Here is a 23549-nt window from a genome sequence, read left to right on the forward strand (position 1 = left end):
CTCGTCGAGTAGCAGGTTCTGTATAAAACAGAAAGAAGTAATCTTGCCAATATAATGGCGAATCACTTGTTTCTATTTAATACCTATTTTATTTATTAGCATCTAAAGTTTCGTATTTATAGTGGTGGAGCCAAACGGAGTCGAACCGTTGACCTCCTGCGTGCAAGGCAGGCGCTCTACCAACTGAGCTATGGCCCCGTAAATAATGGTAGGCCTGGGCAGACTTGAACTGCCGACCCCCGCGTTATCAACACGGTGCTCTAACCAGCTGAGCTACAGGCCTTTGTATGCCTACAAAGGCAAAAGCTAATAAATACTAGCTTAAACTAAAGAACAACTTGTTGTGAATTCTTGCTGACCGAATGTCATCTATAAGGAGGTGATCCAGCCGCAGGTTCCCCTACGGCTACCTTGTTACGACTTCACCCCAGTCATCAACCACACCGTGGTGAACGCCTCCCCGAAGGTTAAGCTATCCACTTCTGGTGCAATCAACTCCCATGGTGTGACGGGCGGTGTGTACAAGGCCCGGGAACGTATTCACCGCGGCATTCTGATCCGCGATTACTAGCGATTCCTACTTCATGGAGTCGAGTTGCAGACTCCAATCTGGACTACGATAGGCTTTTTGAGATTCGCATCACATCGCTGTGTAGCTGCCCTCTGTACCTACCATTGTAGCACGTGTGTAGCCCTGGTCGTAAGGGCCATGATGACTTGACGTCGTCCCCGCCTTCCTCCAGTTTGTCACTGGCAGTATCCTTAGAGTTCCCGGCTTAACCCGCTGGTAACTAAGGACAAGGGTTGCGCTCGTTGCGGGACTTAACCCAACATCTCACGACACGAGCTGACGACAGCCATGCAGCACCTGTATTCTAATTCCCGAAGGCACTCCCGCATCTCTGCAGGATTCTAGATATGTCAAGACCAGGTAAGGTTCTTCGCGTTGCATCGAATTAAACCACATGCTCCACCGCTTGTGCGGGCCCCCGTCAATTCATTTGAGTTTTAACCTTGCGGCCGTACTCCCCAGGCGGTCTACTTATTGCGTTAGCTGCGTCACTAAGTCCTCAAGGGACCCAACGACTAGTAGACATCGTTTACGGCGTGGACTACCAGGGTATCTAATCCTGTTTGCTACCCACGCTTTCGAGCCTCAGTGTCAGTATTATGCCAGAAGGCTGCCTTCGCCATCGGTATTCCTCCAGATCTCTACGCATTTCACCGCTACACCTGGAATTCTACCTTCCTCTCACATACTCTAGCTCTACAGTTTCAGATGCAGTTCCCAGGTTGAGCCCGGGGATTTCACATCTGACTTATAGAGCCACCTACGCTCCCTTTACGCCCAGTAATTCCGATTAACGCTTGCACCCTCTGTATTACCGCGGCTGCTGGCACAGAGTTAGCCGGTGCTTATTCTGCAGCTAATGTCATCGTCCGTGGGTATTAACCACGGAGTCTTCTTCACTGCTTAAAGTGCTTTACAACCAAAAGGCCTTCTTCACACACGCGGCATGGCTGGATCAGGGTTTCCCCCATTGTCCAATATTCCCCACTGCTGCCTCCCGTAGGAGTCCGGGCCGTGTCTCAGTCCCGGTGTGGCTGATCATCCTCTCAGACCAGCTACAGATCGTCGCCATGGTAGGCCTTTACCCCACCATCTAGCTAATCCGACTTAGGCTCATCTAATAGCGAGAGCAGTAAACTGCCCCCTTTCTCCCGTAGGTCGTATGCGGTATTAATACGAGTTTCCCCGTGCTATCCCCCACTACTAGGTAGATTCCTAAGTATTACTCACCCGTCCGCCGCTCGACGCCTGATAGCAAGCTATCATCGTTTCCGCTCGACTTGCATGTGTTAAGCCTGCCGCCAGCGTTCAATCTGAGCCATGATCAAACTCTTCAGTTTAATCTTGCTATGAAGTCCTTTAAAGAGACTTCTAAACTTGGCTCATCTAATCTGGCAAAATCGCTAAAAATTATGTTCGTAATGAATTAACTTTGAGTTTTTTTACTGTCTTAAATGATAATTTTTATAGTTAGAATTCTATCGAAAAGATAGTCAACCAACTTTATTTTTTAACATTCTGAATCAGCAAAAATCCACACAAGTTGTTCTTTAGTTATGCTTTTAAATAATGCCTAATCACTGTCGTCCAGTGTTAGTATTTCTAACTAAATAATCCCAGCCAATGTGGCTTATCCTATTTAGCGAGCTGACTATCATATCATGTTTTAATAGTCTGTCAACTTCTTTTTTTAATTCGTTTCAATGAGTTAACTGGGTTTAAATTAAGTAATTATCTCCTAATTACTGCCAGTTCTCCCTGTTGAGGGGCGTATTATATACGCTTTAAATCTCGAGTCAAGAGGTAATTTAACTTAATTCAAATAAGCTTGGTTATCCACATCACTAATCTACTTCCCTTACGATTAAATGCATCCTACGAGATCTCAAATAGAAAACAAGGAAAGTTTTTCAGAAATCTTCTAACTTCATAGATTTAATTGATTGAGCTTACTATCAAAAACAATAGTAGGCTCAAGTATTTTTTGATTTCTTAACACTAAACGTTAGTCAAAAGTATAGCTTACGCCAACGTTACCACCATTTTGGCTGCCACTACCACCAAAAGCACTACTGATAGAAAACTGTCCGTCAGATGTGGTGTAACCGACACCAAATGCATAACCTGTCTCACCTTCCCATGTACCACCGCCCAGACCAACGCTGACTTTACCCGGTACATTGGGGTAACGTAAAGCACCGAAAGCAAGCGCGCCTGCAACTGCTGAGTAGGTCTCTCCTTCTAGATCATTTATTCTTCTATCTGTATAACCGAAGGCTTCAGCACGATTTTGATCAAGCTGAGAGACATTAACTGCATCAGTTGGACTGATACCAGCGGCGACATTGGTAATTCGGCGCTGGCTGTTTGCGTTGCCCACTGATACGGTATTGTCTGCACTGGTCTGCGACCCTGCTCCTAATGCTATAGCATTGCTATGAGTTACACTACTATTAGCACCGATAGCCACTGCATTAGCTGCTTGAATGTTCACCGACTCACCGATAGCGACGGAGTTTGAGGCATTAGTCTCGTTTTCAAAAGCTGGTGTACTATTGGTACCAACTGTTGCCGCTGTAGCACCAACAGTTGCATTGCTACCTAGTACTACAGAGTTACTAGTAGTATCACCAATGACATTGTCGTTACCAACTGCATAATTGGCGTTACCACCGACGATATTGGGATCTCCAAATGCACCTGAGCGATCACCTGAAACAACATTGCCATTACCCACGCTAGTAGATTGATCGCCAGTCACTGTATTATTGATGCCTATAGCGACGCTGTCTTTACCTTTAGATTGAGCGTTAACCCCGATCGCTATCGCACCATCAGCAGTAGCACCATTACCGCTATAATTACCTGCATCTTCGCTGTTATTAGAGTCATTAACGCTAAAAAAGCGAGCTTGGCTATCTTCGATTTTGTTTTCTAATTCAACTTTAGCTTCATCACTGATACCTGAATCACCTTTATCTCCTTTAGCGCCGTCGATACCATTTGTACCATCAGCACCGTTCAAACCATCTGTTCCGTTCTGACCTGCTGGACCAACTGGACCTTGAGCACCATCAATGCCGTCTTTACCATTTGTACCATCAGCACCGTTTAAACCATCTGTTCCATTCTGACCTGCTGGACCAACAGGGCCTTGAGTACCATCAATGCCGTCTTTACCATTTGTACCATCAGCACCGTTTAAACCATCTATTCCGTTCTGACCTGCTGGACCAACTGGACCTTGAGCACCATCAATGCCGTCTTTACCATTTGTACCATCAGCACCGTTTAAACCATCTATTCCGTTCTGACCTGCTGGGCCTTGAGCACCGACAGCACCATCTTGGCCGTTAATGCCATCCGTACCATTCTGACCGTCAATACCGTTTGTTCCATTGATACCATCAGATCCTGCTGGACCCTGCGGACCAACCTCTCCTTTATCACCTTTAGGTCCAGGTGTTAGCTCAATCGTATTTATCTGTGTTTGTAAATCCGTTAACTTTCCGTCAACTGCGGTGAGTGCTGCACCTACATTGTTGTAGTCTGCATTGCTTATTCTATATGTGGGGGCTTGAAATACACCAGTACTGTTCACTTGCGCGCCCCCACCTAAAGCGGTTGCTACATTACTGAAATAAGAAATACCTGTTGTTTCTAATCTTTTTAATTGAGCAATATTAACTGCATCAGTATCAGATGTACCGGCCGCTACGCCTGTAATTTGACGGGTCTGCCAGTTGGCAGGATCAGCATCAGAGGTATCACCCACACTCACTGCCGCTAGCGTTGATTGCCATACTGGTGTGGTTCTGGTGTCCGCACCAAAGCCTGCTACGCCTGCATCAACTGTTGTGGTGCTCTGTGCGCCTAGAGCAATGCTGTTACGAATATCAGCCGTTGACCCTGTACCCATCGCTAGGCTGTCACGACCACTTGCAACTGATGAGTTACCGATAGCGGTCGCGCGGATGCCGCTCGCGGTCGCGCCTGTGCCTAGAGCTTCATAGTCTGCTGCTGCGAACTCAAAGATCTGACCGCCATTTCCATCGTCTTTAAAGCGTCGATTGTAAGCGTCTGTCTGTATAGGCGTGGTCGCAGCGGTAAAATCAGCTTGCACCACTGCATCTACTACTGGAACTTGTGTAGAAGTACTGCCACTACCAACGGCAGTCGCGCCTGATTCTGAAGCTGTGTTACGAATACCCATCGCTGAGCTATTAAAACCTGAGGCTGTGTTACGGCTACCCATCGCTGAACTATCAATACCTGAGGCTTCATTTGCAAAACCCACTGCTGAGCTGGTAACTCCTGAGGCTCTGTTAAAATTACCTATCGCTGAACTGGTAAGTCCTAAGGCTGTATTACCACTACCCATCGCTGAGCTACCATTACCTGAGGATTCATTGTTAAAACCCACTGCCGAGCTGAAACCTCCTAAGGCTTCGTTGCCATAACCCAACGCTGAGCTGAAACTTCCTGAGGCTATGTTGCTACGACCCACTGCTGAGCTTTCATCACCCGAAGCAGTATTATCGCTACCTAGTGCTGAGCTACTTTGACCAGATGCCTCGTTACTATAACCCACTGCTGAACTACGCAACTTAGAAGCTACGTTTAGACTACCAACTGCAGTACTACGCTCCTCAGCGGTTGAGTTGTCGCTACCTATTGCTATGCTATAGTCACCTGCGGAAGTATTAATGTAACCTACTGCTGAGCTAAAACGACCCGAAGCTACGTTCCTATGTCCTGCCCCTAAAGCCATTTGTCCTTCTACTATATTACTAGACCCTACCGCCGTACTATAAGTATTATCTACTTGGTTCAATATGCCCAATGCAGAACTTCCTAACTTATCAGCCCTATTTTGCGACCCTATAGCCGAACTAGCACCCCCTAGTGCGCTATTGCCAGAACCTATCGCAGAGCTGCCTTCACCCGAGGCAATGTTAGTGTTGCCTACTGCTGAGCTATAATTATTTGAAGAAGTGTTTCCATGGCCCATCGCTGAGCTAGAAAAACCTGAAGCGGTATTGACATAACCTATTGCTGTTGAATTAGTATTCAAAGCTATATTTTGAGAACCTACTGCTGAGCTAGAAAAACCTGAGGCGGTATTGACGTAACCTATTGCTGTTGAATTGGTATTCAAAGCTTGATTTCGAAAACCTACTGCTGAGCTGGATTCATTTTGCGCTTGGTTTTCAAATCCGCAAGCTATAGATGTATTTTGTGAAGCGATATTTCCACCTGGTCCATTAAACTGCGTTAAGCACACATCTGCCTGAGCACTCATCGCTGTTAGTCCTAACACTGAGCCAATTGCAGCAGCAATAGCATGGCGACGTAGTGATGCGCCTGTTTGGCTAGCTGGCACAGTACCAACTTGACCTGATGTGTTGCTAGACTTTCCACCCGACTTGCTGATTTCACTGACAGCAGTGTAACAACCCGTAGAACTATTAAAAACAATGCGGTAAACATGGTTTAACATGAGAATATCCTGTGTGTATAAAGTTGCTATCGAAGCGACCATATGATGGCTATAACAAATAGAGCAACAGTTGCACTGTCGATCGAAAATATAAACGTTAATTTGAATGAATAATTACCTGTAGAATTCGATATCCGTATCGTTTGATAAGTGATAAATCAAGCACTAGATTGACTTGCTCTTGACTTAAGCTACCTACTAAATCCGTTCTTCTGATTCTAAAAAATAATTTTATATGCAATACAGACATAAAAAGAAACGTTATAAGTACATTCTGGAATGTTATGTTAAATTTGTAAAGTTCTTGTTTTGAATTTGTAACAGATGAACATATACTTTAAGGAATATATTGAAATGTTTGAATTAAAAGGTAAAAACAACTATTTGATAGCACGCATAAAAAAGCCGCTTATCAGAAAATAAGCGGCTCTCATTACATGTATTGAATAATTAGTCTAACGTGACTACTTTGATTTAGCTCCAGCCTGAAAACGACTAGTAATGGTATAAAGTAACATAAGACAGATATCTGTTTTAAATTTTAAATTTTATTTTGACCGTAGTAACAATACCAGACAACGCATAGATAATACCAATCGCTAAAAGGCCGACAGGGATATCATAGAGTATGATACTCATGACCAGCACACCGATGATAAGAACAACGAAAGGTACTTTCTTTTTATCAAATTCTTTGAAGCTATAGTACTTGACGTTACTGACCATTAGTAGACCACAAGTTACGACCCAAGCGGCAAACAAGAACATGACAGCTGTATCGTACTGACCAATCCACTCATTATGATCGACTGCGACCATGACAGCAGACGTCACTAAGATAGCGGCAAGTGGACTTGCTAGGCCAACAAAGTATTTTTTATCGACAATGCCAACCTGCACATTGAAACGTGCGAGGCGAAAAGCGGCACAAGCAGTAAAGACGAATGCACAGCCAATCCCGATACGACCTAACGGCTCTAAAGCAAAGCTATAAATCAAAATAGCAGGTGCAACACCAAACGCTAGCATATCTGCCAAAGAATCGTATTGCTCACCGAATGGGCTCTGTGCATTGAGCATACGTGCCACGCGCCCATCAGCCCCATCAAGAATAGCGGACAAAAATATAGCCAATGAGGCTTTATAAAACTCGCCTTGTGTACTGGCCAAAATTGAATAAAAGCCTGACAGTAGCGACAAAGTTGTAATTAAGTTGGGCGCTAAATACACACCGCGACTGACCACTCGCTGACCTTCGGTTACTTCAGCTTCAATCACTTCAAAGGTCAAACCGTCATAACTGTCATTTTCCGCTAGGCGGATATTGAACTCATGCTCATCGATAAATGGTGGCTGAGTTGCTGCACTGTCTTGTAGCAATCCATCATTTAAAGCCGTATCCTTTGAGGAAACGTGGTTTGATTGACCTGTAGATGATGGTGTATTGGTCATCTTAATATCCTTATTTGCCGACATTGCTACTCATTGAACCAGTTATTCACCGACTAACCAGCGCACATTGGTCGCGCTATCAGGTGTCAAGTCTGGCGCATCAGCTACTTTTAGGGCAGGCTGCAAGAAACGCACAATCTCACGCGCATGATTGTCAAATTGCCAAGGTGGATTGATAACCAGCAGACCTGTACCATTAAGGCCAACCGCAACATCGTTTGGATAAATATTCAACTCACACACCAACTGACGGCGCATTTCAGTACGCTTAAGCTTTTTATAGAACAGTTCTACAGCTTCGACGTTCTTAATAGGGAACCAAAGCGCATAAGTGCCTTGTGGCCACTTATTATAAGAATTAACCAACAAATTGATAAGGCGTGTAAAGTCTTTATGCTCTTGCTCATAAGGAGGATCAAGAAAAATTAGACCACGCTTCTCTTTTGGCGGAATAACCGCAGTGATACCTTCAAAGGCATCACGGTGATGAATACCGATTGGCAGTTTATGTAGCTGATAGTTCAACGCATCATATTCACTGGCTTTGGCTTCAAAAGCCTCACCACGTACACCCGCTTCCGGGTTTTTTTCGACATGGTGAGCAATCCACCAAGGAGAACCAGGATAGACTTTACTGTCATAAGTAAATCTGGCTTGCTTGATGCCTTCCATATAATCTTTGACAGCAGCAGGTGCCTTTTCAGTATCGGCATTCAATAAGGCTTGAATACCACCTTTGGCCTCTCCAGTCTTGCGCGCTTCTTCACTGCTAAGTGAATACAGTCCGCGACCGCCATAAGCGTCAAGCACATAAAAAGGTTTGTTTTTTTGCCCTAGTTGATTGAGCAATTGTACCAATAAAATGTGTTTGACCACATCAGCAAAGTTACCAGCGTGGTAGGCGTGTTTATAGTTCATAATCTCAAAAGTTTAAATAAGAAAAATTGCATCTATGGTAGCATAGGCAGAGTAAAAGATAATGTGGTTTTGGTAAGTGCTTTCAATAAAAACGCATTGAATGGCGGTATATCGACAGCTGATTGACAATAATGAGATGAAATGACGCAGATTATTAGCAACCTGAACGTAACAGAGTTGATAGCCGATCAGCCAATAGGTCCGGATAATCCACCATTACTGTTTCCAGACGGTCATAGTGACGTCCCAGATATCCCAACCCAACATGTATTGCAAGCCTCTGATTTTGCTGTGAGCTGGGAAGACAAGCTGACTGAAGTACAGCTTGATAAGTTCGTCAACGATGGTTGGATTATTATCGATGATGTCTTTAATAGTACCGCGTTGCTAGCCTTGCAAGCAGAAAGCGGTTTTATTGAATATCGTGATGCACAGCTCACTGCTGGTATTCGGGTAAGCGATATTCGCGGTGATAAAATACGCTGGATCACCGAAAATTTCTTTGCAGGCTTTTTTTACTTAGAAAGTATCAACACTCTTGCTGCCTTATTCAATCGTAGCTTGTTCGCGGGTATTCGCCATAGTGAAGCGCATTATGCCTGCTATCCGGTAGGTTTTGGCTATCAATGGCACAGTGACAACCCTGCTGGGCGTGACGAACGTGTTATTTCGGCCGTGTTTTATCTGAATGATGAGTGGACTGCTGGTGATGGTGGTGCATTAGAAGTTGTCGATAAACATGGCGTTCATCATAATGTGATGCCTGTTGCCAATAGACTGGTGATATTTGACAGCGACTTACGACATCAGGTACAGCTTGCTCATCGTCAGCGTTATTCTATCGCGACTTGGATGCGCCGAGATGGCTTGGTACCGTTCGTTGAAGAAAATAATTAAATCGTCACTTATTCATAAACAATATAATGTGATTTGAGTCGTAAGCCACTATAAAAACAAACAAGTAGTCCACTACTTTCGCAATATCAATCTTAAAAGTTAACTTTACATATAAAAGGTTCATCCATGTCTGACAGCAATCACCAAACTACCAATAATCAATCAGCAAGCCACCAACAAGAAACCTTAGAGTTAAGCATCGAACTGCTAGAACGCCCTTCAGTGACGCCCGATGATGATGGCTGCCAAGATATATTGTCAGAGCGATTGGAACAGGCGGGCTTTAACTGTGAGTTTATGTATTATGGTGATAGACAGGCAAAGGGCGAACACGCTGAAGTCAAAAACTTGTGGGCGCGTCGCGGCACGACTGATCCAGTCATTTGCTTTGCCGGTCATACTGATGTCGTGCCAACTGGTGATGCTAAAAACTGGACTTATCCGCCATTTACCCCGACCATTGCTGATGGGTATCTATGGGCGCGCGGTGCGGCTGACATGAAAACAGGCATTGCGGCCTTTACTGTCGCAGCCGAGCGCTTTGTCGCCAATCACCCTGAACACAATGGTTCAATTGCTTTTTTGATTACCTCAGATGAAGAAGGCCCATCAATCAACGGCACAGTAAAAGTCATTGAAACATTAGAAGCACGTCAAGAAAAAATCACCTATTGCTTGGTTGGTGAACCATCAAGTACCGATACGCTAGGTGATATCATTAAAAATGGTCGTCGCGGCTCATTGGGTGCAGTGCTCACAGTGACTGGTAAGCAAGGTCATGTCGCCTATCCGCATCTAGCGTGCAATCCTATTCATGCTGCGATGTCAGCATTGACTGAATTGACCTCGACTGCATGGGACAATGGCAATGACTATTTCCCAGCAACATCGTTGCAAATATCTAATATCAATGGTGGCACAGGCGCAACCAATGTCATTCCTGAAACGCTAGAAGTTGTGTTTAACTTCCGTTTTTCAACGGAAACTACTGAAGATGAGCTGAAGGCAAAAACGCATGCTATCTTTGACAGATACTTTGCCAATAGCAAGGCAAGCTACGATATCCATTGGAAGTTATCTGGTCAGCCGTTTTTGACCCCTGAAGGTAAATTGGTTTCTGCCTGTCAAAAAGCGATCAAAAAGGTGACTGATACTGATACGACATTATCTACTTCAGGCGGTACTTCTGATGGACGCTTTATCGCACCAACAGGCGCGCAAGTAGTCGAGCTAGGTGTGCGTAATGCCACAATTCATCAGGTTGATGAAAAGGTAGAAGTCGATGACTTGGGCAAACTAGCACAGATTTATGAAGGTATTTTAGAAAACTTGCTGCTAGATTAACGTCTTATTATCATCAAAAAAAGCGCCAAATCTGAATTAGATTTGGCGCTTTTTTATTATTTTGACTGATTTATTCAATATTAATTTTACTCGATACCAATATAGACATCAACTTGACCATACTCTAAATTGCCATCGATATAATGCTCAAAATCGACATCAAAAGTTCGGGTATGCTCACAGCTGCGATCATTAAAATAAGTCCAAGCTTTTTCCCAAGCATTCATCACCGTGTAAGGCATTCTACCCTCTTCAGAGAATACCATGTACTTCCCTGCAGGAATATCTACTGTTACTAGGTTTGTAGATTTAGCAGTCTTTTCCGTGTCTGACGGCTCTTGCTCACTGACTACTTTCCAACTGGCAACCACATCAAAAGCGCCGACCAAATCATCGCTCTCATAGTTATGATAGACACCATAAATATCTTCACCTTTAGGCAGATCACTGGCGTGGTTTTGGTAAAATTTCTGCCACAAACGACCCAGTTTGGCCGTTTCTTCGCTAATCTCAGCATTATTGGTAGTACGAATGCTAATGCCACTGCAAGCTATCGCTTCTGGTAGCTCTTTAATTTGTGAAGTCATGATGCGGTATATCCTGTATATTTATACGGTTTTTTATTTGAGAAAATATTGAAATGAGCGCGTACTAAAAAAGCCATTAGCGTTGCACAGTAACTCTAATCTGCTTCATCGATCCAATTCATCTGAATGGCTTCTAAAATGCCTTCGTTTGATTTTTGTGGATCATCATCAAAGCCTTCAAGTTCAGTCACCCAACGATGCAAATCGGTAAAGCGTATATATTGTGGATCGGTCTCTGGGAACTTTTCATACAACTCAATAGCGATATCTAAGCTGTCCGTCCATTTTAATTTTTGCGGGATCATAGCGGCTCCTTATCTTTTAGACGATTTTGATAAAATGGTTTTGACGATTTGATAGGCGCTATTTTACCAAAATTCATCAGATGATTATAGACAAGTTAATTTTATATGGCAGCTCATGCTATCTACGCCGACTTGGCAGACTTCAAAGCAGCCTGATGATTGTTCCATGTGGTAATAGTATCGGTCAAATGCTCCCCCACCATATCCAATACTTCTGGCGTACACTTGCCTTTTTTATCTGTAAATATGAACTTTGTCATACCCATACTCATCAGCTGATTTTTTACAAAAAAGCGATGCTCAAAATATACGTATTTCTGATCCCATCCTGCAACCTTACTACTGAGTGTCACTTTATCCAAAAACTTGATTGGTTTCAGGTAAACCATCTCTTGCATGGACATCACCCAATTCAATTTCTTAATGCCTTTTTCATGACAGCAGGCCATTACCCAGCGAGTGACATTTAATTCAATAAAAGACAAATAGCGGTAATTGGGTAGATGATCACGAAACCCCATGTCATGCGGCAATACTCGATAGTTACGGACAGTCGGTGCGGTCAACGTCTCTATACTAATGCGCTCGCTCATTGATTGCTGTTTTAGTTGTTGTTTTAGCAAGCTAACCATAATAAAAAAACGGATCAACATGTTCATAAGTAACTCCCTTAACTCTTATTTTGTATAGATATCGATGTCATATAAATGCTGCCTACTTTAACGCAAAAAAGCCACCTCAGTGACTTTCTTTACTTAAAAATTTACAGGCAAAAGCTAATAGTTAAACACACATTTTAATGATTAATGACCTGCGCCATTGATACTACGAACCATCTCTTCAACCATCTTCTTGGCATCACCAAAGATCATCATGGTTTTGTCCATATAGAACAAACTATTATCAAGCCCTGCATAACCCGTGTTCATTGAACGCTTGATGACCATAATCGTTTGGGCTTTGGTCACTTCTAGAATCGGCATACCAAAGATTGGCGAGGTTGGATCATCTTTCGCAGATGGGTTTACCACATCATTTGCACCGATAACCAACACCACATCTGTACTCGCGAAGTCTGAGTTAATCTCATCCATCTCTAAAATATCATCATAAGGTACGTCAGCTTCAGCCAATAGTACGTTCATGTGTCCTGGCATACGACCCGCGACCGGATGAATGGCAAAACGCACATTCACACCTTCTTCTTTTAGCAGCTCATACAACTCTTTTACTGCATTCTGTGCACGACCCTGTGCCATACCATAGCCCGGTACGATCACCACACTACTGGCATTGGCCATTAAGAAACCTGCATCTTCTGCTGAGCCTGCTTTGTAGTTTTTAGGAGCGCCATCATCAGCGCCCGCTGCTACAGCGCCTGTACCCATACCGCCAAATAAGACATTGAGTAATGAGCGGTTCATGGCTTTACACATGATGTAAGACAAGATCGCACCTGATGAGCCAACAAGTGACCCTGCGATAATCAGCATTGAGTTACCAAGGGTGAAACCAATGCCTGCTGCTGCCCAGCCTGAGAATGAGTTCAATAGCGATACAACCACTGGCATATCACCACCGCCAATTGGTGCAATCCACATCCAACCAAAGATAACGGCAATCACAGCCATCGCATAAAATGCTGGTAATGAGTCAGTAACGAAATAAATGCCACCAAAACCAATCATCGCAATGAACAATAACGCTTGGACAGGCTTTACCCAGCCACCAACCAATGTTTTAGCCCAGCTTTTTGCTGCCAATTTACCAAAGGCAAAGACGGATGCTGAGAATGTAATCGCACCGATGAAACAACCGATAAACAGCTCAACTCGGGCAACGGCGCCATGCTGTTGCTCAGTATGTAGCACGGTTGCCAAGGCAATTGCGACTGCTGCCAAACCAACGAATGAATGCATCAAAGCGACTGTTTCTGGCATTTGGGTCATCGCGACCGTCTTTGCCTTCCACATACCAACGAGGGCACCTAAAATCATCGCGCCAATAATTAACCAAAGGACAGGGCCTTCTGCTAAGAAGAATGTCGTGACGACCGCAATTGCCATCGCTACCATGCCAAAGCGGTTACCACGAATAGCCGTCTTTGGGCTGGATAAACCACGTAAGGTTAAAACGAAAAGAATCGCGCCGACTAGGTAGAACCAATCTGCATTTGCCGAAATCATTGCTGAGAAGTCGTTCATGCGTCACCTCCAACATCAGTGGTTGCTACTGGTGCTTTTTTTACTTTCGGTTTGAACATCGCAAGCATACGCTCGGTCACAGCAAAACCACCGAAGATATTAATACTGGCCAAAAATACCGCAAAAGCGCCAAGTATACTGGTCGGTGTAAAGATAGAACCATCAATGGTGACGGTCTGTAGCATGGCACCAACGATGACGATACTTGATAGTGCGTTGGTGACGGCCATCAATGGTGTGTGTAATGCAGGCGTAACGCCCCAAACTACGTAGTATCCGACAAAAATAGCGAGTACAAATACGGTAAAAATCGCGACAAATGGCGTACTAGCCATGGCGGCACCGGCGGGTGCTGACGCTAAAATAGTGGCAATCATCTAATCCTCCTAAAATTTATTCATGTCTGGCAAATGTATGGTGACAACGTTAATAGTGACAGGCTGGAAAAACTTAGCCAGTCAAACTAGCGTTTGGCCAGTCGTACCTGATTGTCATGTGTCACTGCCAGTGCGCCCTGAATCTCATCTTCCATGTCTACGTTAAGTGCCAATTTAGCTGATGCGTCATTTGCTGAAGCGTCATCGCCAGCAGGCGCAATTAAGGTCGTGATAAAGTTAACCAAGTTATTGGCATACAGATCTGAAGACTGTGCTGCAAGCATCGATGGGATATTGGCAGCACCAACGATACGTACGCCGTTGTCTGTCGTGATGGTTTCGTTCGGCACGCTGCCTTCGACGTTACCACCGGTACCGGCCGCCATATCGATCAATACTGAACCCGCCTTCATTTTGGCAAGGGTTGCGCCGTGCACCAGACGCGGAGCATTACGACCAGGAATCTGCGCCGTGGTAATAACGATATCCGCATTGCTCAAGGCTTTGTCCACGACAGCTGCTTGATCTTTGACATATTGCTCTGATGGCGTCCAAGCATAACCACCGGTAGACTTGGCGGTCTCAGCTTCCTCTGCACTCATCGGAACATCAAGCCATTTACCACCGAGTGACTCCACTTGCTCGCGAGCCGTCGGACGTAAATCACTGGCTTCTACCACTGCACCCAAACGCTTGGCGGTTGCAATTGCTTGCAGACCTGCAACGCCGACACCTAAGATAACGACCTTGGCGGGCTTAACCGTACCGGCTGACGTCATAAACATTGGGAATGGACGTGAGTATTCATTGGCCGCTAGCAATACGGCTTTATAACCCGCAAGGTTGGCTTGTGATGACAAGACATCCATATTCTGTGCGCGTGACAATGTGCGGGGTAATAGCTCCATGGCAAAGGCGGTTGCACCTTTAGCCGCATAACTATCAAGTTGAGTATTACGATAAGGGTCGAGCATGCCAATGACGATCTGACCAGATGACAAGCTATCGATGGCTTCAGCTGATAGGTCATTGACGGTGGTAATAATCTGAGACTGGGTAATAACCTTGGCACTGCTGCTGGCAATGTCGGCACCAGCAGCTTGATACAGCTCATCAGCGTAGTACGCTGCTTGACCTGCATTTGACTGAATGACAACTTCAAACCCAAGTTTACGCAATTTTTTGACTGCGTCTGGGGTTATGGCTACACGGCTCTCGCTCGCGCTATCTGCACTGATTACACCGATTTTCATACCGTCTCCTTACTTACGTCCAATGACTGTACTTATAATGACTATAATTACGTCTCACGACTACCTTTAATACCCTCAACGCACATCTAAAAAGCACAGGGGACAAAAAAACCTTTGGTTTTGATTGGATCAGTATTGCGACCAAAGGTTCATCAATTTAATAAATGATAGCGACTTTGCCATCATGCCTTTTTATTATAGGTATATCGTCCACCAACTTTCATTGTTTAATGATGACCCATAAGTAAATAAAAAGTTAATTATTTGTACCATCTATATAACTTTTATTGTTATATTAAAAAAATTTACTTTTTTAACACCCTTAATACTTTGCAAAATATAACCTTGTATCACCAGCCCACCCCCACATCATAGAACATTATGTCAATAGACAAACAGCTGATATATCCCTAGATATTATCTGTGCTATTTCTCTTGTTTTGATGATTGTATTTGAAATGAAGGTAAGCTCTAACAATCACTATTGATATATTTTAGAATCGTGTGAAAAAGCAACGAGCCGGTTAAGTTCAAGCGATAGGTATCGTATAATAGGTAAGCTTGACGCAGTAATTGAATCGTCAATGACTCACTATAATAAGGAATAACGATGTATTTTTTACTCTCCCCTGCCAAATCTCTGAACGAAACAGACGCTATACCGTTAAATCTAGGCAACTACTATAGTCAGCCTGAACTGATTGAACATTCACAAGTATTGATGCAAGTACTGAAGTCTAAAGAACCGATTGACTTGCAAGAGCTGATGAGCATTTCTAATGATTTGGCACAGCTCAATGCGGCGCGCAATCAGCAATGGCACTGGAGTAAAGAGCAACCATTCACTGATAATACTAATGCAGCAAAACCTGCTGGGTATTTGTTCGATGGTGACGTTTATACTGGGCTTGATATGTATCACATGGATAAAGACACGACTATCTACGTCAATGAGCACTTAAGCATTTTGTCAGGGCTTTATGGTGTATTAAAACCTTTAGATTTAATCCAACCATATCGCTTAGAGATGGGCACCAAACTGAAAAATGAGCGTGGTAATAACTTATATGAGTTTTGGGGTGAGGAAGTGACTGAGGTTATCAATGCACGAATGGCTGATAGCGACGATAAAACATTGATTAATCTGGCTTCTAATGAATACTTTAAGTCTGTAAAGAAAAAAGCATTGAAGGCTGACATCATCACACCACGATTTGAAGATGAGAAAAATGGCCAATATAAAGTGATTAGCTTTTATGCCAAAAAAGCACGTGGACTAATGGTCAAGTATGCGGCAGATAATAAGCTTACCAATGCTGAGCAGCTAAAGCAGTTTGATCTAGCGGGATATTATTATTGTGAAGCTGCTTCTGATGATAAGACGTGGACGTTTAGACGGGATGCGGCGGATCAGTAAATTTAATTTTATTATTAGTTGAAAGATACCAAACGATTATAAGAAAACCTCGGTAGGCTCAGCCTATCGGGGTTTTTCTATGTGACGCCCACTATCCTATTAAACGCAAAAAAAGCCCTGCTATCTTTCGATAACAGGACTTCAATGATTAAACAGACTTTATGACGTTGGTAATACTTTTAGCGAAAAGCGATTTGTCGAGGAAGACGAGCGAAAATAGTACCTATTGTACATTGAGCGCGTCTGACAAAGAAAAATTGCTTTGTAGCAGAAGTAAAATTACATCATGCCGCCCATTCCACCCATACCGCCCATTCCACCGCCAGCACCCATGCCAGCCATACCGTCATCACCTTGCGGTAAGTCAGTAATCATAACTTCAGTGGTAAGCATTAGGCCTGCAACAGATGCAGCGTTTTCTAGCGCTGAACGTGCTACTTTAGCTGGGTCAAGAATACCCATCTCGATCATATCGCCGTATTCACCAGAAGCAGCATTATAACCATAGTTACCGCTACCGCTTTTCACTTCGTTTACCACAACTGACGCTTCTTCACCTGCGTTAGTTACGATTTGACGTAGTGGTGCTTCCATCGCACGACGTAAGATATTGATACCAGCGTTTTGGTCATCGTTATCGCCTGTTAGTTCAGACAATGCGTTCATAGCACGTACTAGCGCAACACCACCACCAGGTACAACACCTTCTTCAACCGCTGCACGAGTCGCATGTAGCGCATCGTCGACACGATCTTTCTTCTCTTTCATTTCAGTTTCGGTCGCTGCGCCGACTTTGATAACTGCTACGCCGCCAGCTAGTTTTGCAACACGCTCTTGTAGCTTTTCTTTGTCATAGTCAGAAGTAGACTCTTCGATTTGACGGTTGATAGACTCAACACGGTTTTCGATATCAGCTTTGTTACCAGCGCCATCGACGATTACTGTGTTTTCTTTACCAACAGTTACTTTCTTAGCAGTACCCAGTTGCTCAAGAGTAGCAGTCTCAAGGCTCAGACCAATCTCTTCAGAGATAACTGTACCGCCAGTTAGCGTCGCGATGTCTTCTAACATTGCTTTACGACGATCACCGAAGCCTGGTGCTTTAACCGCACAAGTTTTCAAGCCGCCACGCATGTTGTTAACAACCAAAGTTGCTAGCGCTTCGTTTTCTACATCTTCAGCGATGATAAGCAATGGTTTGCTTTGCTGCATTACTTGCTCAAGTAATGGCACGATTTCACGGATATTGCTGATTTTTTTATCAACTAGCAAGATATATGGGTTTTCAAACTCAGCCGTTAAGCTGTCTTGCTTGTTAGCAAAGTACGGGCTGATATAACCACGGTCAAACTGCATACCTTCTACAACTTCTAGGGTATCTTCGAAGCTTGAACCTTCTTCAACCGTGATAACGCCTTGCTTGCCGACTTTTTGCATCGCTTGCGAAATCAATTCACCGATTTTGGTGTCTGAGTTAGCAGAGATAGAGCCTACTTGTGCAATGGCTTTTTCATCATCAGCTGGTGTAGACAATAAATGGATTTGCTCAACAGCAGCACGTACCGCTTTATCGATACCGCGTTTAAGATCCATTGGGTTCATGCCAGCAGCCACTGATTTCATGCCTTCTTGCAAGATTGACTGAGCCAATACCGTCGCAGTGGTTGTACCATCACCAGCAACATCATTAGTACGGCTAGCCACTTCACGGACCAACTGTGCACCCATGTTTTCAAATTTATTTTCTAGTTCGATTTCTTTGGCAACGGATACACCATCTTTAGTAATGGTAGGTGCGCCAAATGATTTATCGATGACCACGTTACGACCTTTAGGGCCTAATGTGACTCGTACTGCATTTGCTAGAACGTTTACGCCATCCATCATTTGTTTACGGGCATCAATGCCGAATTTTACGTCTTTTGCCATGTTAAATTACTCCACTATTATAAGTATGAGAATACGGTTGAATGATTTGATAATATGGTTATAAATGCGCTTTGCGAACAACTTACTCAGCCAACAGGCCTCGTAAGCAATTAGCCTTCTAGCACACCCAATACATCAGATTCTTTCATAATAAGCAGTTCTTCGCCGTCAACTTTTACCGTTTGACCAGCATATTGACCGAACAAAACTTTGTCGCCAGCTTTTACGTCTAACGCGCGAGTTTCGCCGTTGTCACGAATCTGACCGTTACCAGTAGCTAATACTTCACCTTGTGAAGGTTTTTCTTGAGCTGAACCAGGAAGCAAGATACCACCAGCCGTTTTTGTTTCTTCTTCTATGCGGCGGACGACAATACGGTCATGTAAAGGACGAATGTTCATCGATATGACTCCAAAAGTTGATTATTAAAATTGAGGGTTTATTTGAATTAATAGTCTCAATGCCAGTATCTACAAGGACTACTACTCAAAAGCAATATTCTAAAGATAAGCATTAAGCTTGTATCAAAAAGTGGGGGCAAGGTGTGTTCGCTTCAAGTGTAAAGCCCAAAATTTTACAAGAATTATCTCAGAGAGCCACCTACTGCTGTCGTGATTTCACATCGTTATGCTAATCACCTATTATTTATTCTTATCTGGAGCATTTTTTGTAGCAACATTAACTACAAGAGCAACACACCATAGACAGCAAACACTCTTGAAAATGTAACCAAGTATGACCATTATAGTGCTTGTGTACACAATGATAGTGATCGATAGAATCTGATATACCAACACTATATTACTTAAGGAACATCTATGATTTTTTCATCATCGAATAAAAATTCTAATAATACAAAACGCAGTAAGTCTAAATTTTTGACCGCTTTAACGTCAGGCGCTAGTATTGCTGCTATCGGAGCATTAAGTATGACTGCACCTACCATCGCTAGTGCAAAGACCATCCAACCATCGAGCGCCAGCTATAGCTTTACGGTCGAAGACAAGTACAAAGGTACCGCTACTCGTACCTTAAACAAGTCAGGTGATACTTGGAAATACAATGTCAGTGCACGAGTTGCTGGTGTCGCCAGTGCCTCGCAAAATAGTACCTTTACCATCAACGGTAACAATGTCACGCCAACCCAAGCCAGCACGACTTATAAACTCTTAGGTGTAGGCCGTACGCATAAACTGGATTTTAATCCAAGTAGCAAAAAAGTTGTGAGCAACTATCGAGGCAAATCAACGACAATGAACATGTCGCAACAAGCCTTTGATGACTTAAGCCTTGAAGTACAGATTCGTCAGGATTTATTAAACGGTAAATTCTCTGGCAATTACTACATGGCGAAGAAAGACAAAATCGAAAAGACCCCATTTAGGAAATCTGGTAATACCAAAATAACTGTACCGGCAGGCACCTTTGATACGGTACGTGTTGACCGTGTCCATGATGACGATAGTCGCTCTACTAGCTTCTGGTTAGCACCAAGCTTAGACTACTTACCAGTTAAAGTGAGTCAAATTAATGATGGTAAAAAAATGGATTTAGAATTGACCAAGGTTAATTAAACCGTTTGTTAAACTGCTGAAAGAACATTAAAAAAGCGGCGCTCTAATGTAGAGCGCCGCTTTTTTTTGGTTTTATACTGACAACTGATAAACATCACTTGTTAAGTGTTACTTATTAAGCATGAGGCAAGTTAAGCATTAAAAAAACTGGATTACTGACGAGGCTTCTTGACGACATTATTCATCGAAGGCAGACGTTTCAGCAAAATAAACAACCAAACGTTGATAAGCAGCAATAGTAAAAAGTCCAGTAGATAGACAACTATCTCTGCCCAACTACTGCCATAAATTCGTGTAAACAATACCACACCACTCGCACCTAAATATACGAGTATAAACATACTACTGATTAACAACGCATAAGGCGAGCGTCCACGCAGTATCGATGGTGTCAGAACAAATGCTGGTACTAACCATAGCATTTGCCATGCGACACCGCCGACGATATCAGGGCTACTTGGGTTGAATACATTAATGAAAACAGGCAGTCCAAGCAATCTATAGACGAGCCAAATCAACCACGTAACCATCAAACGCTGACGGATAGGCGCAATAGGTTTACTTACTTTGGCAGGCTTACCAGTTTTCTTTACTGGTGGTGCAGCATTCATCTCACTATCGGAGCGATTTGTAGCCATTAGATATATTTACTTCCTCATTAATAGCGTGAATAACGTTGTTGCACTTTAGGCTCAATGAGTATTGTAGGTTCAACAGTACAAAGGCCGCTTAGCGACTCCAGTTAGCTTGAGCCAATGCTATAGCGCTGATAGCCAAACGGCGACCTTGGGCAATTCCTAGCTCGCGCTCATCAGGTGAGATAGGCTGATCATGTGATGCCCCACTGACATGACTAGCACCATAAGGTGAACCGCCACGTTGGGTACGATTTAACGCAGGCTCCGCATAAGGCACGCCAACGATAATCATACCGTGATGCATCAATGGCAACATCATCGTCAGTAACGTCGTCTCTTGACCACCATGCATTGAACCTGTTGCTGTAAATACGGAGGCAGGTTTGTTTTGCAAATTACCTGCCAGCCATAGTGTCACCGTATTGTCCCAAAAGTATTTCATGGGTGCGGCCATATTGCCAAAGTGCGTCGGGCTACCAAGCGCCAGACCGCTGCAGTTTTTGAGATCTTCCATGGTGCAATACAGATCACCCTCATCAGGTATCGCAGGCTTGCTCGATGTCGTCTCAGGAGCAACCGTTGGGACCGTACGAATACGTGCCGTCATGCCAGCGTCTTCGATACCTTGCGCGATAGCGTATGCCAATGTCTTGGTTGTACCATGATTAGAATAATAGAGTACCAATACATAAGGGGCAGTCTGACTCATTAGCAACACTTCCTTAAATCATTCACGTGGTTAATGATAGCAATATGTAGCCAACAGCTGACACTATCAATATATCTGCATATTATGCCCGAGTCATTCACTGACATGCAAACAACCTAGCGGTGCATTATCGTCAGAACACTCTATCGCGTTGACTACTGTGCATTTTGACACAATTAAAGGGCAGATGATAACCGCCTATGTTTGTTACACTATTGTCACTCTAATACCTGCTAGATGATCGATATGGAAAAGTTAGCAAAGAAAATCCCGTTTTTACACCAGCGCTGGTTTCAGTTTTTACGATTTTTGGTTAGGCATTTCTTTGAAGATAACTGCCAGCAAAAATCAGCCTCGCTGACCTATACGACCATGCTATCGATCGTACCCATGCTGACCGTACTCTTGATGATTTTGTCTTCAGTACCAGCACTTTCATCGGTCAGAGCACAAATATATGAAGTCATTTATAACAACTTACTACCGCAATCTAGCATGCAGGTTAGTGAGTACATCAACAACTTCGCTGAAAAATCATCCAACCTGACCATTATTGGTGCGATGGTGCTGTTTTTTACAACGATTATGACATTGACGACCATTGAGCGAGCTTTTAACCAAATATGGCGGGTAGAGAATCGGTCCGGTGGCATCAAAAGCATGCTGCGCTATTGGACGATGGTGACCTTAGGACCATTAGTATTGGGCACAGCTTTCATCGCCTCAAGTGCGATACAAAGCATTAGTTTTTTAAATCAGCAAGTCGCCGGTTACGGCATTGATTGGTCTATCTGGATACAAGCTGTCACGATTGGCATCACTGTCTCAGGCTTCATCGGTATGTACTGGTTCATTCCAAAAGCACGCGTACCAGCCAAAAATGCGGCCATCGCTGGCATATTTGTGGCCATCGTCTTTGAGATGATGAAGCACCTTTTCGGTAGTGTAATGGCAAACTTTACCAGCTATGAAGCTATTTACGGAGCCTTTGCAGCATTACCAATATTTCTGCTATGGATTTATTTATCGTGGAATTTAATTCTATTAGGCGTTGAAATCAGCTATACCCTGACCATCTTTGGGACCGAAGAAGTAGAGCCACGCCATCCATTGCTGAGCTTGCTAGACATGCTCAACTTAGTGTATACGCACCATTTAAAAGGTGAGGCCGTCAGCGAACAAGCGCTTCGTAATATGCTAGGACGCAAAGAGCTGCCGAAATGGTATACCTATATTAACTATTTACAAGACAGCAACCTCATCACCATGACCGATGATGACGACTATGTACTCAAAAGAGATTTGAGCAAAATGACGTTATGGGATTTTTATCGCACCCTACCTTATCCTTTACCCATCAAAGATGAGTTCGATGAAGTAAGAATAGAAGACCAAACACCCTGGATTAGGCTACTAATAGAACGTTTTGAGCATACAGAAGCTTATGCTAAACAACAACTAAATCTACCGTTAAGCGCTATATTTACCAATACTGAACCATGTAAAAAAGCCACTTCTGATAAAAACGGTAACGATAAAAATAATGATGCCCATTTATTTAGAAGAACCTCGGCGCCAACGATGGAAGCATTGGCAAAGGATGATTCAAATAAACAAAACACACCGTACTTTGAGCCAATGTCTTATGACAAAGACAGCGATATAGAACTTGATGATCATAACAATGAAATCCTTATTCCTCAAGATATGATCGATGACAAGGAACAAACTCAGGCCAATAGTAAGGGCGATATCATTACTGAAGCGGATAACCCCAAAATAAATTAACCAAAATAGAAAATCCTAAGGTGGCACTGCTAACATGATAGTTCTAAGACAACAGTCAAAGCCCTACCGTAAATGTATGAATAAAC

General features: G+C 43.5%; 18 protein-coding genes, 2 tRNA genes and 1 rRNA gene. 5 read left to right on the top strand and 16 right to left on the bottom strand.

Annotation, left to right across the window (positions count from 1 at the left end; all coding sequences use genetic code 11):
* Nucleotides 1-122 precede the first annotated feature (122 nt).
* The 6 genes from JMW61_RS01065 to JMW61_RS01090 form a co-directional block, all read right to left on the bottom strand.
* A tRNA-Ala gene (locus tag JMW61_RS01065) sits at nucleotides 123-198 on the bottom strand.
* Nucleotides 199-206: 8 nt separating this feature from the next.
* A tRNA-Ile gene (locus JMW61_RS01070) sits at nucleotides 207-283 on the bottom strand.
* A gap of 89 nt (nucleotides 284-372) precedes the next feature.
* Nucleotides 373-1911 (bottom strand): 16S ribosomal RNA (locus JMW61_RS01075).
* 665 nt (nucleotides 1912-2576) lie between these two features.
* On the bottom strand, nucleotides 2577-6071 hold the full coding sequence (locus JMW61_RS01080; protein ID WP_201548705.1) for an ESPR-type extended signal peptide-containing protein: 3495 nt from the start codon (nucleotides 6069-6071) through the stop codon (nucleotides 2577-2579).
* Nucleotides 6072-6605: 534 nt separating this feature from the next.
* Nucleotides 6606-7523 carry a CDP-diacylglycerol--serine O-phosphatidyltransferase gene (gene pssA / locus JMW61_RS01085; RefSeq protein WP_227680941.1) on the bottom strand — a complete coding sequence of 306 codons (918 nt, stop codon included), beginning with the start codon at nucleotides 7521-7523 and terminating at the stop codon, nucleotides 6606-6608.
* Between the two features lie 42 nt (nucleotides 7524-7565).
* On the bottom strand, nucleotides 7566-8441 hold the full coding sequence (locus JMW61_RS01090; RefSeq protein WP_110923987.1) for a 23S rRNA (adenine(2030)-N(6))-methyltransferase RlmJ: 876 nt from the start codon (nucleotides 8439-8441) through the stop codon (nucleotides 7566-7568).
* A 141-nt stretch (nucleotides 8442-8582) separates the two neighbouring features.
* On the opposite strand from JMW61_RS01090, the gene JMW61_RS01095 reads away from it, so the two are divergent.
* On the top strand, nucleotides 8583-9338 hold the full coding sequence (locus JMW61_RS01095) for a 2OG-Fe(II) oxygenase (protein WP_201548707.1): 756 nt from the start codon (nucleotides 8583-8585) through the stop codon (nucleotides 9336-9338).
* A 126-nt stretch (nucleotides 9339-9464) separates the two neighbouring features.
* Entirely contained in the window at nucleotides 9465-10682 is a 1218-nt protein-coding gene (dapE, locus tag JMW61_RS01100) for a succinyl-diaminopimelate desuccinylase (RefSeq protein ID WP_201548715.1), read from the top strand.
* An 86-nt stretch (nucleotides 10683-10768) separates the two neighbouring features.
* Here the strand turns inward: dapE and JMW61_RS01105 are convergent, their stop codons facing one another.
* The 6 genes from JMW61_RS01105 to JMW61_RS01130 all read right to left on the bottom strand — a co-directional run bounded on the left by JMW61_RS01105 (nucleotide 10769) and on the right by JMW61_RS01130 (nucleotide 15408).
* Entirely contained in the window at nucleotides 10769-11269 is a 501-nt protein-coding gene (locus JMW61_RS01105) for a GyrI-like domain-containing protein (RefSeq protein WP_201548717.1), read from the bottom strand.
* Nucleotides 11270-11364: 95 nt separating this feature from the next.
* Entirely contained in the window at nucleotides 11365-11574 is a 210-nt protein-coding gene (gene iscX / locus JMW61_RS01110; RefSeq protein WP_010196865.1) for a Fe-S cluster assembly protein IscX, read from the bottom strand.
* 122 nt (nucleotides 11575-11696) lie between these two features.
* Entirely contained in the window at nucleotides 11697-12233 is a 537-nt protein-coding gene (locus tag JMW61_RS01115; protein WP_201548719.1) for an acyl-CoA thioesterase, read from the bottom strand.
* A gap of 144 nt (nucleotides 12234-12377) precedes the next feature.
* A complete protein-coding gene (locus JMW61_RS01120) occupies nucleotides 12378-13778 on the bottom strand; it encodes an NAD(P)(+) transhydrogenase (Re/Si-specific) subunit beta (RefSeq protein WP_406947798.1) in 1401 nt (466 codons plus the stop codon).
* On the bottom strand, nucleotides 13775-14113 hold the full coding sequence (locus JMW61_RS01125; protein WP_197177695.1) for a proton-translocating transhydrogenase family protein: 339 nt from the start codon (nucleotides 14111-14113) through the stop codon (nucleotides 13775-13777). The genes JMW61_RS01120 and JMW61_RS01125 overlap by 4 nt, the downstream gene beginning before the upstream one ends.
* 128 nt (nucleotides 14114-14241) lie before the next feature.
* Nucleotides 14242-15408, bottom strand: coding sequence for an NAD(P) transhydrogenase subunit alpha (locus JMW61_RS01130; protein WP_201548721.1), 1167 nt, complete (start codon nucleotides 15406-15408; stop codon nucleotides 14242-14244).
* 610 nt (nucleotides 15409-16018) lie between these two features.
* Between JMW61_RS01130 and yaaA the strand changes: the two genes are divergently transcribed.
* The gene (gene yaaA / locus JMW61_RS01135; protein ID WP_201548723.1) at nucleotides 16019-16825 is read left to right on the top strand and encodes a peroxide stress protein YaaA; all 807 of its coding nucleotides are present in this window, start codon (nucleotides 16019-16021) and stop codon (nucleotides 16823-16825) included.
* Between the two features lie 279 nt (nucleotides 16826-17104).
* Here the strand turns inward: yaaA and groL are convergent, their stop codons facing one another.
* Both groL and JMW61_RS01145 read right to left on the bottom strand, forming a co-directional pair.
* Nucleotides 17105-18754: a chaperonin GroEL gene (groL, locus tag JMW61_RS01140; RefSeq protein WP_201548725.1), complete on the bottom strand. Its 1650-nt coding sequence runs from the start codon at nucleotides 18752-18754 to the stop codon at nucleotides 17105-17107.
* Nucleotides 18755-18864: 110 nt separating this feature from the next.
* Complete coding sequence (locus tag JMW61_RS01145) at nucleotides 18865-19155, bottom strand: co-chaperone GroES (protein WP_010196840.1); 291 nt, start codon at nucleotides 19153-19155, stop codon at nucleotides 18865-18867.
* Nucleotides 19156-19572: 417 nt separating this feature from the next.
* On the opposite strand from JMW61_RS01145, the gene JMW61_RS01150 reads away from it, so the two are divergent.
* Nucleotides 19573-20328, top strand: a complete 756-nt coding sequence (locus JMW61_RS01150) for a DUF3108 domain-containing protein (protein ID WP_201548727.1) — start codon at nucleotides 19573-19575, stop codon at nucleotides 20326-20328.
* 152 nt (nucleotides 20329-20480) lie between these two features.
* Here the strand turns inward: JMW61_RS01150 and JMW61_RS01155 are convergent, their stop codons facing one another.
* On the bottom strand, nucleotides 20481-20966 hold the full coding sequence (locus JMW61_RS01155) for a hypothetical protein (RefSeq protein WP_201548729.1): 486 nt from the start codon (nucleotides 20964-20966) through the stop codon (nucleotides 20481-20483).
* 91 nt (nucleotides 20967-21057) lie between these two features.
* A complete protein-coding gene (gene wrbA, locus JMW61_RS01160; RefSeq protein WP_201548731.1) occupies nucleotides 21058-21675 on the bottom strand; it encodes an NAD(P)H:quinone oxidoreductase in 618 nt (205 codons plus the stop codon).
* A gap of 246 nt (nucleotides 21676-21921) precedes the next feature.
* On the opposite strand from wrbA, the gene JMW61_RS01165 reads away from it, so the two are divergent.
* Entirely contained in the window at nucleotides 21922-23463 is a 1542-nt protein-coding gene (locus JMW61_RS01165) for a YihY/virulence factor BrkB family protein (RefSeq protein ID WP_201548739.1), read from the top strand.
* The last annotated feature ends 86 nt before the right edge of the window (nucleotides 23464-23549 follow it).

Source organism: Psychrobacter fjordensis, from assembly GCF_904845995.1.
In the GTDB taxonomy this organism is placed as follows: domain Bacteria; phylum Pseudomonadota; class Gammaproteobacteria; order Pseudomonadales; family Moraxellaceae; genus Psychrobacter; species Psychrobacter fjordensis.

What these genes read in the sequence shown, in the direction of transcription:
- dapE (WP_201548715.1), top strand. Translation starts at nt 9,465, where the DNA reads ATGTCTGACAGCAATCACCAAACTACCAATAATCAATCAGCAAGCCAC.
- JMW61_RS01120 (WP_406947798.1), bottom strand. Translation starts at nt 13,778, where the DNA reads ATGAACGACTTCTCAGCAATGATTTCGGCAAATGCAGATTGGTTCTAC.
- JMW61_RS01155 (WP_201548729.1), bottom strand. Translation starts at nt 20,966, where the DNA reads ATGGCTACAAATCGCTCCGATAGTGAGATGAATGCTGCACCACCAGTA.
- JMW61_RS01105 (WP_201548717.1), bottom strand. Translation starts at nt 11,269, where the DNA reads ATGACTTCACAAATTAAAGAGCTACCAGAAGCGATAGCTTGCAGTGGC.
- wrbA (WP_201548731.1), bottom strand. Translation starts at nt 21,675, where the DNA reads ATGAGTCAGACTGCCCCTTATGTATTGGTACTCTATTATTCTAATCAT.
- JMW61_RS01150 (WP_201548727.1), top strand. Translation starts at nt 19,573, where the DNA reads ATGATTTTTTCATCATCGAATAAAAATTCTAATAATACAAAACGCAGT.
- JMW61_RS01095 (WP_201548707.1), top strand. Translation starts at nt 8,583, where the DNA reads ATGACGCAGATTATTAGCAACCTGAACGTAACAGAGTTGATAGCCGAT.
- iscX (WP_010196865.1), bottom strand. Translation starts at nt 11,574, where the DNA reads ATGATCCCGCAAAAATTAAAATGGACGGACAGCTTAGATATCGCTATT.
- JMW61_RS01090 (WP_110923987.1), bottom strand. Translation starts at nt 8,441, where the DNA reads ATGAACTATAAACACGCCTACCACGCTGGTAACTTTGCTGATGTGGTC.
- groL (WP_201548725.1), bottom strand. Translation starts at nt 18,754, where the DNA reads ATGGCAAAAGACGTAAAATTCGGCATTGATGCCCGTAAACAAATGATG.
- pssA (WP_227680941.1), bottom strand. Translation starts at nt 7,523, where the DNA reads ATGACCAATACACCATCATCTACAGGTCAATCAAACCACGTTTCCTCA.
- yaaA (WP_201548723.1), top strand. Translation starts at nt 16,019, where the DNA reads ATGTATTTTTTACTCTCCCCTGCCAAATCTCTGAACGAAACAGACGCT.
- JMW61_RS01145 (WP_010196840.1), bottom strand. Translation starts at nt 19,155, where the DNA reads ATGAACATTCGTCCTTTACATGACCGTATTGTCGTCCGCCGCATAGAA.
- JMW61_RS01130 (WP_201548721.1), bottom strand. Translation starts at nt 15,408, where the DNA reads ATGAAAATCGGTGTAATCAGTGCAGATAGCGCGAGCGAGAGCCGTGTA.
- JMW61_RS01125 (WP_197177695.1), bottom strand. Translation starts at nt 14,113, where the DNA reads ATGGCTAGTACGCCATTTGTCGCGATTTTTACCGTATTTGTACTCGCT.
- JMW61_RS01165 (WP_201548739.1), top strand. Translation starts at nt 21,922, where the DNA reads ATGGAAAAGTTAGCAAAGAAAATCCCGTTTTTACACCAGCGCTGGTTT.
- JMW61_RS01115 (WP_201548719.1), bottom strand. Translation starts at nt 12,233, where the DNA reads ATGAACATGTTGATCCGTTTTTTTATTATGGTTAGCTTGCTAAAACAA.
- JMW61_RS01080 (WP_201548705.1), bottom strand. Translation starts at nt 6,071, where the DNA reads ATGTTAAACCATGTTTACCGCATTGTTTTTAATAGTTCTACGGGTTGT.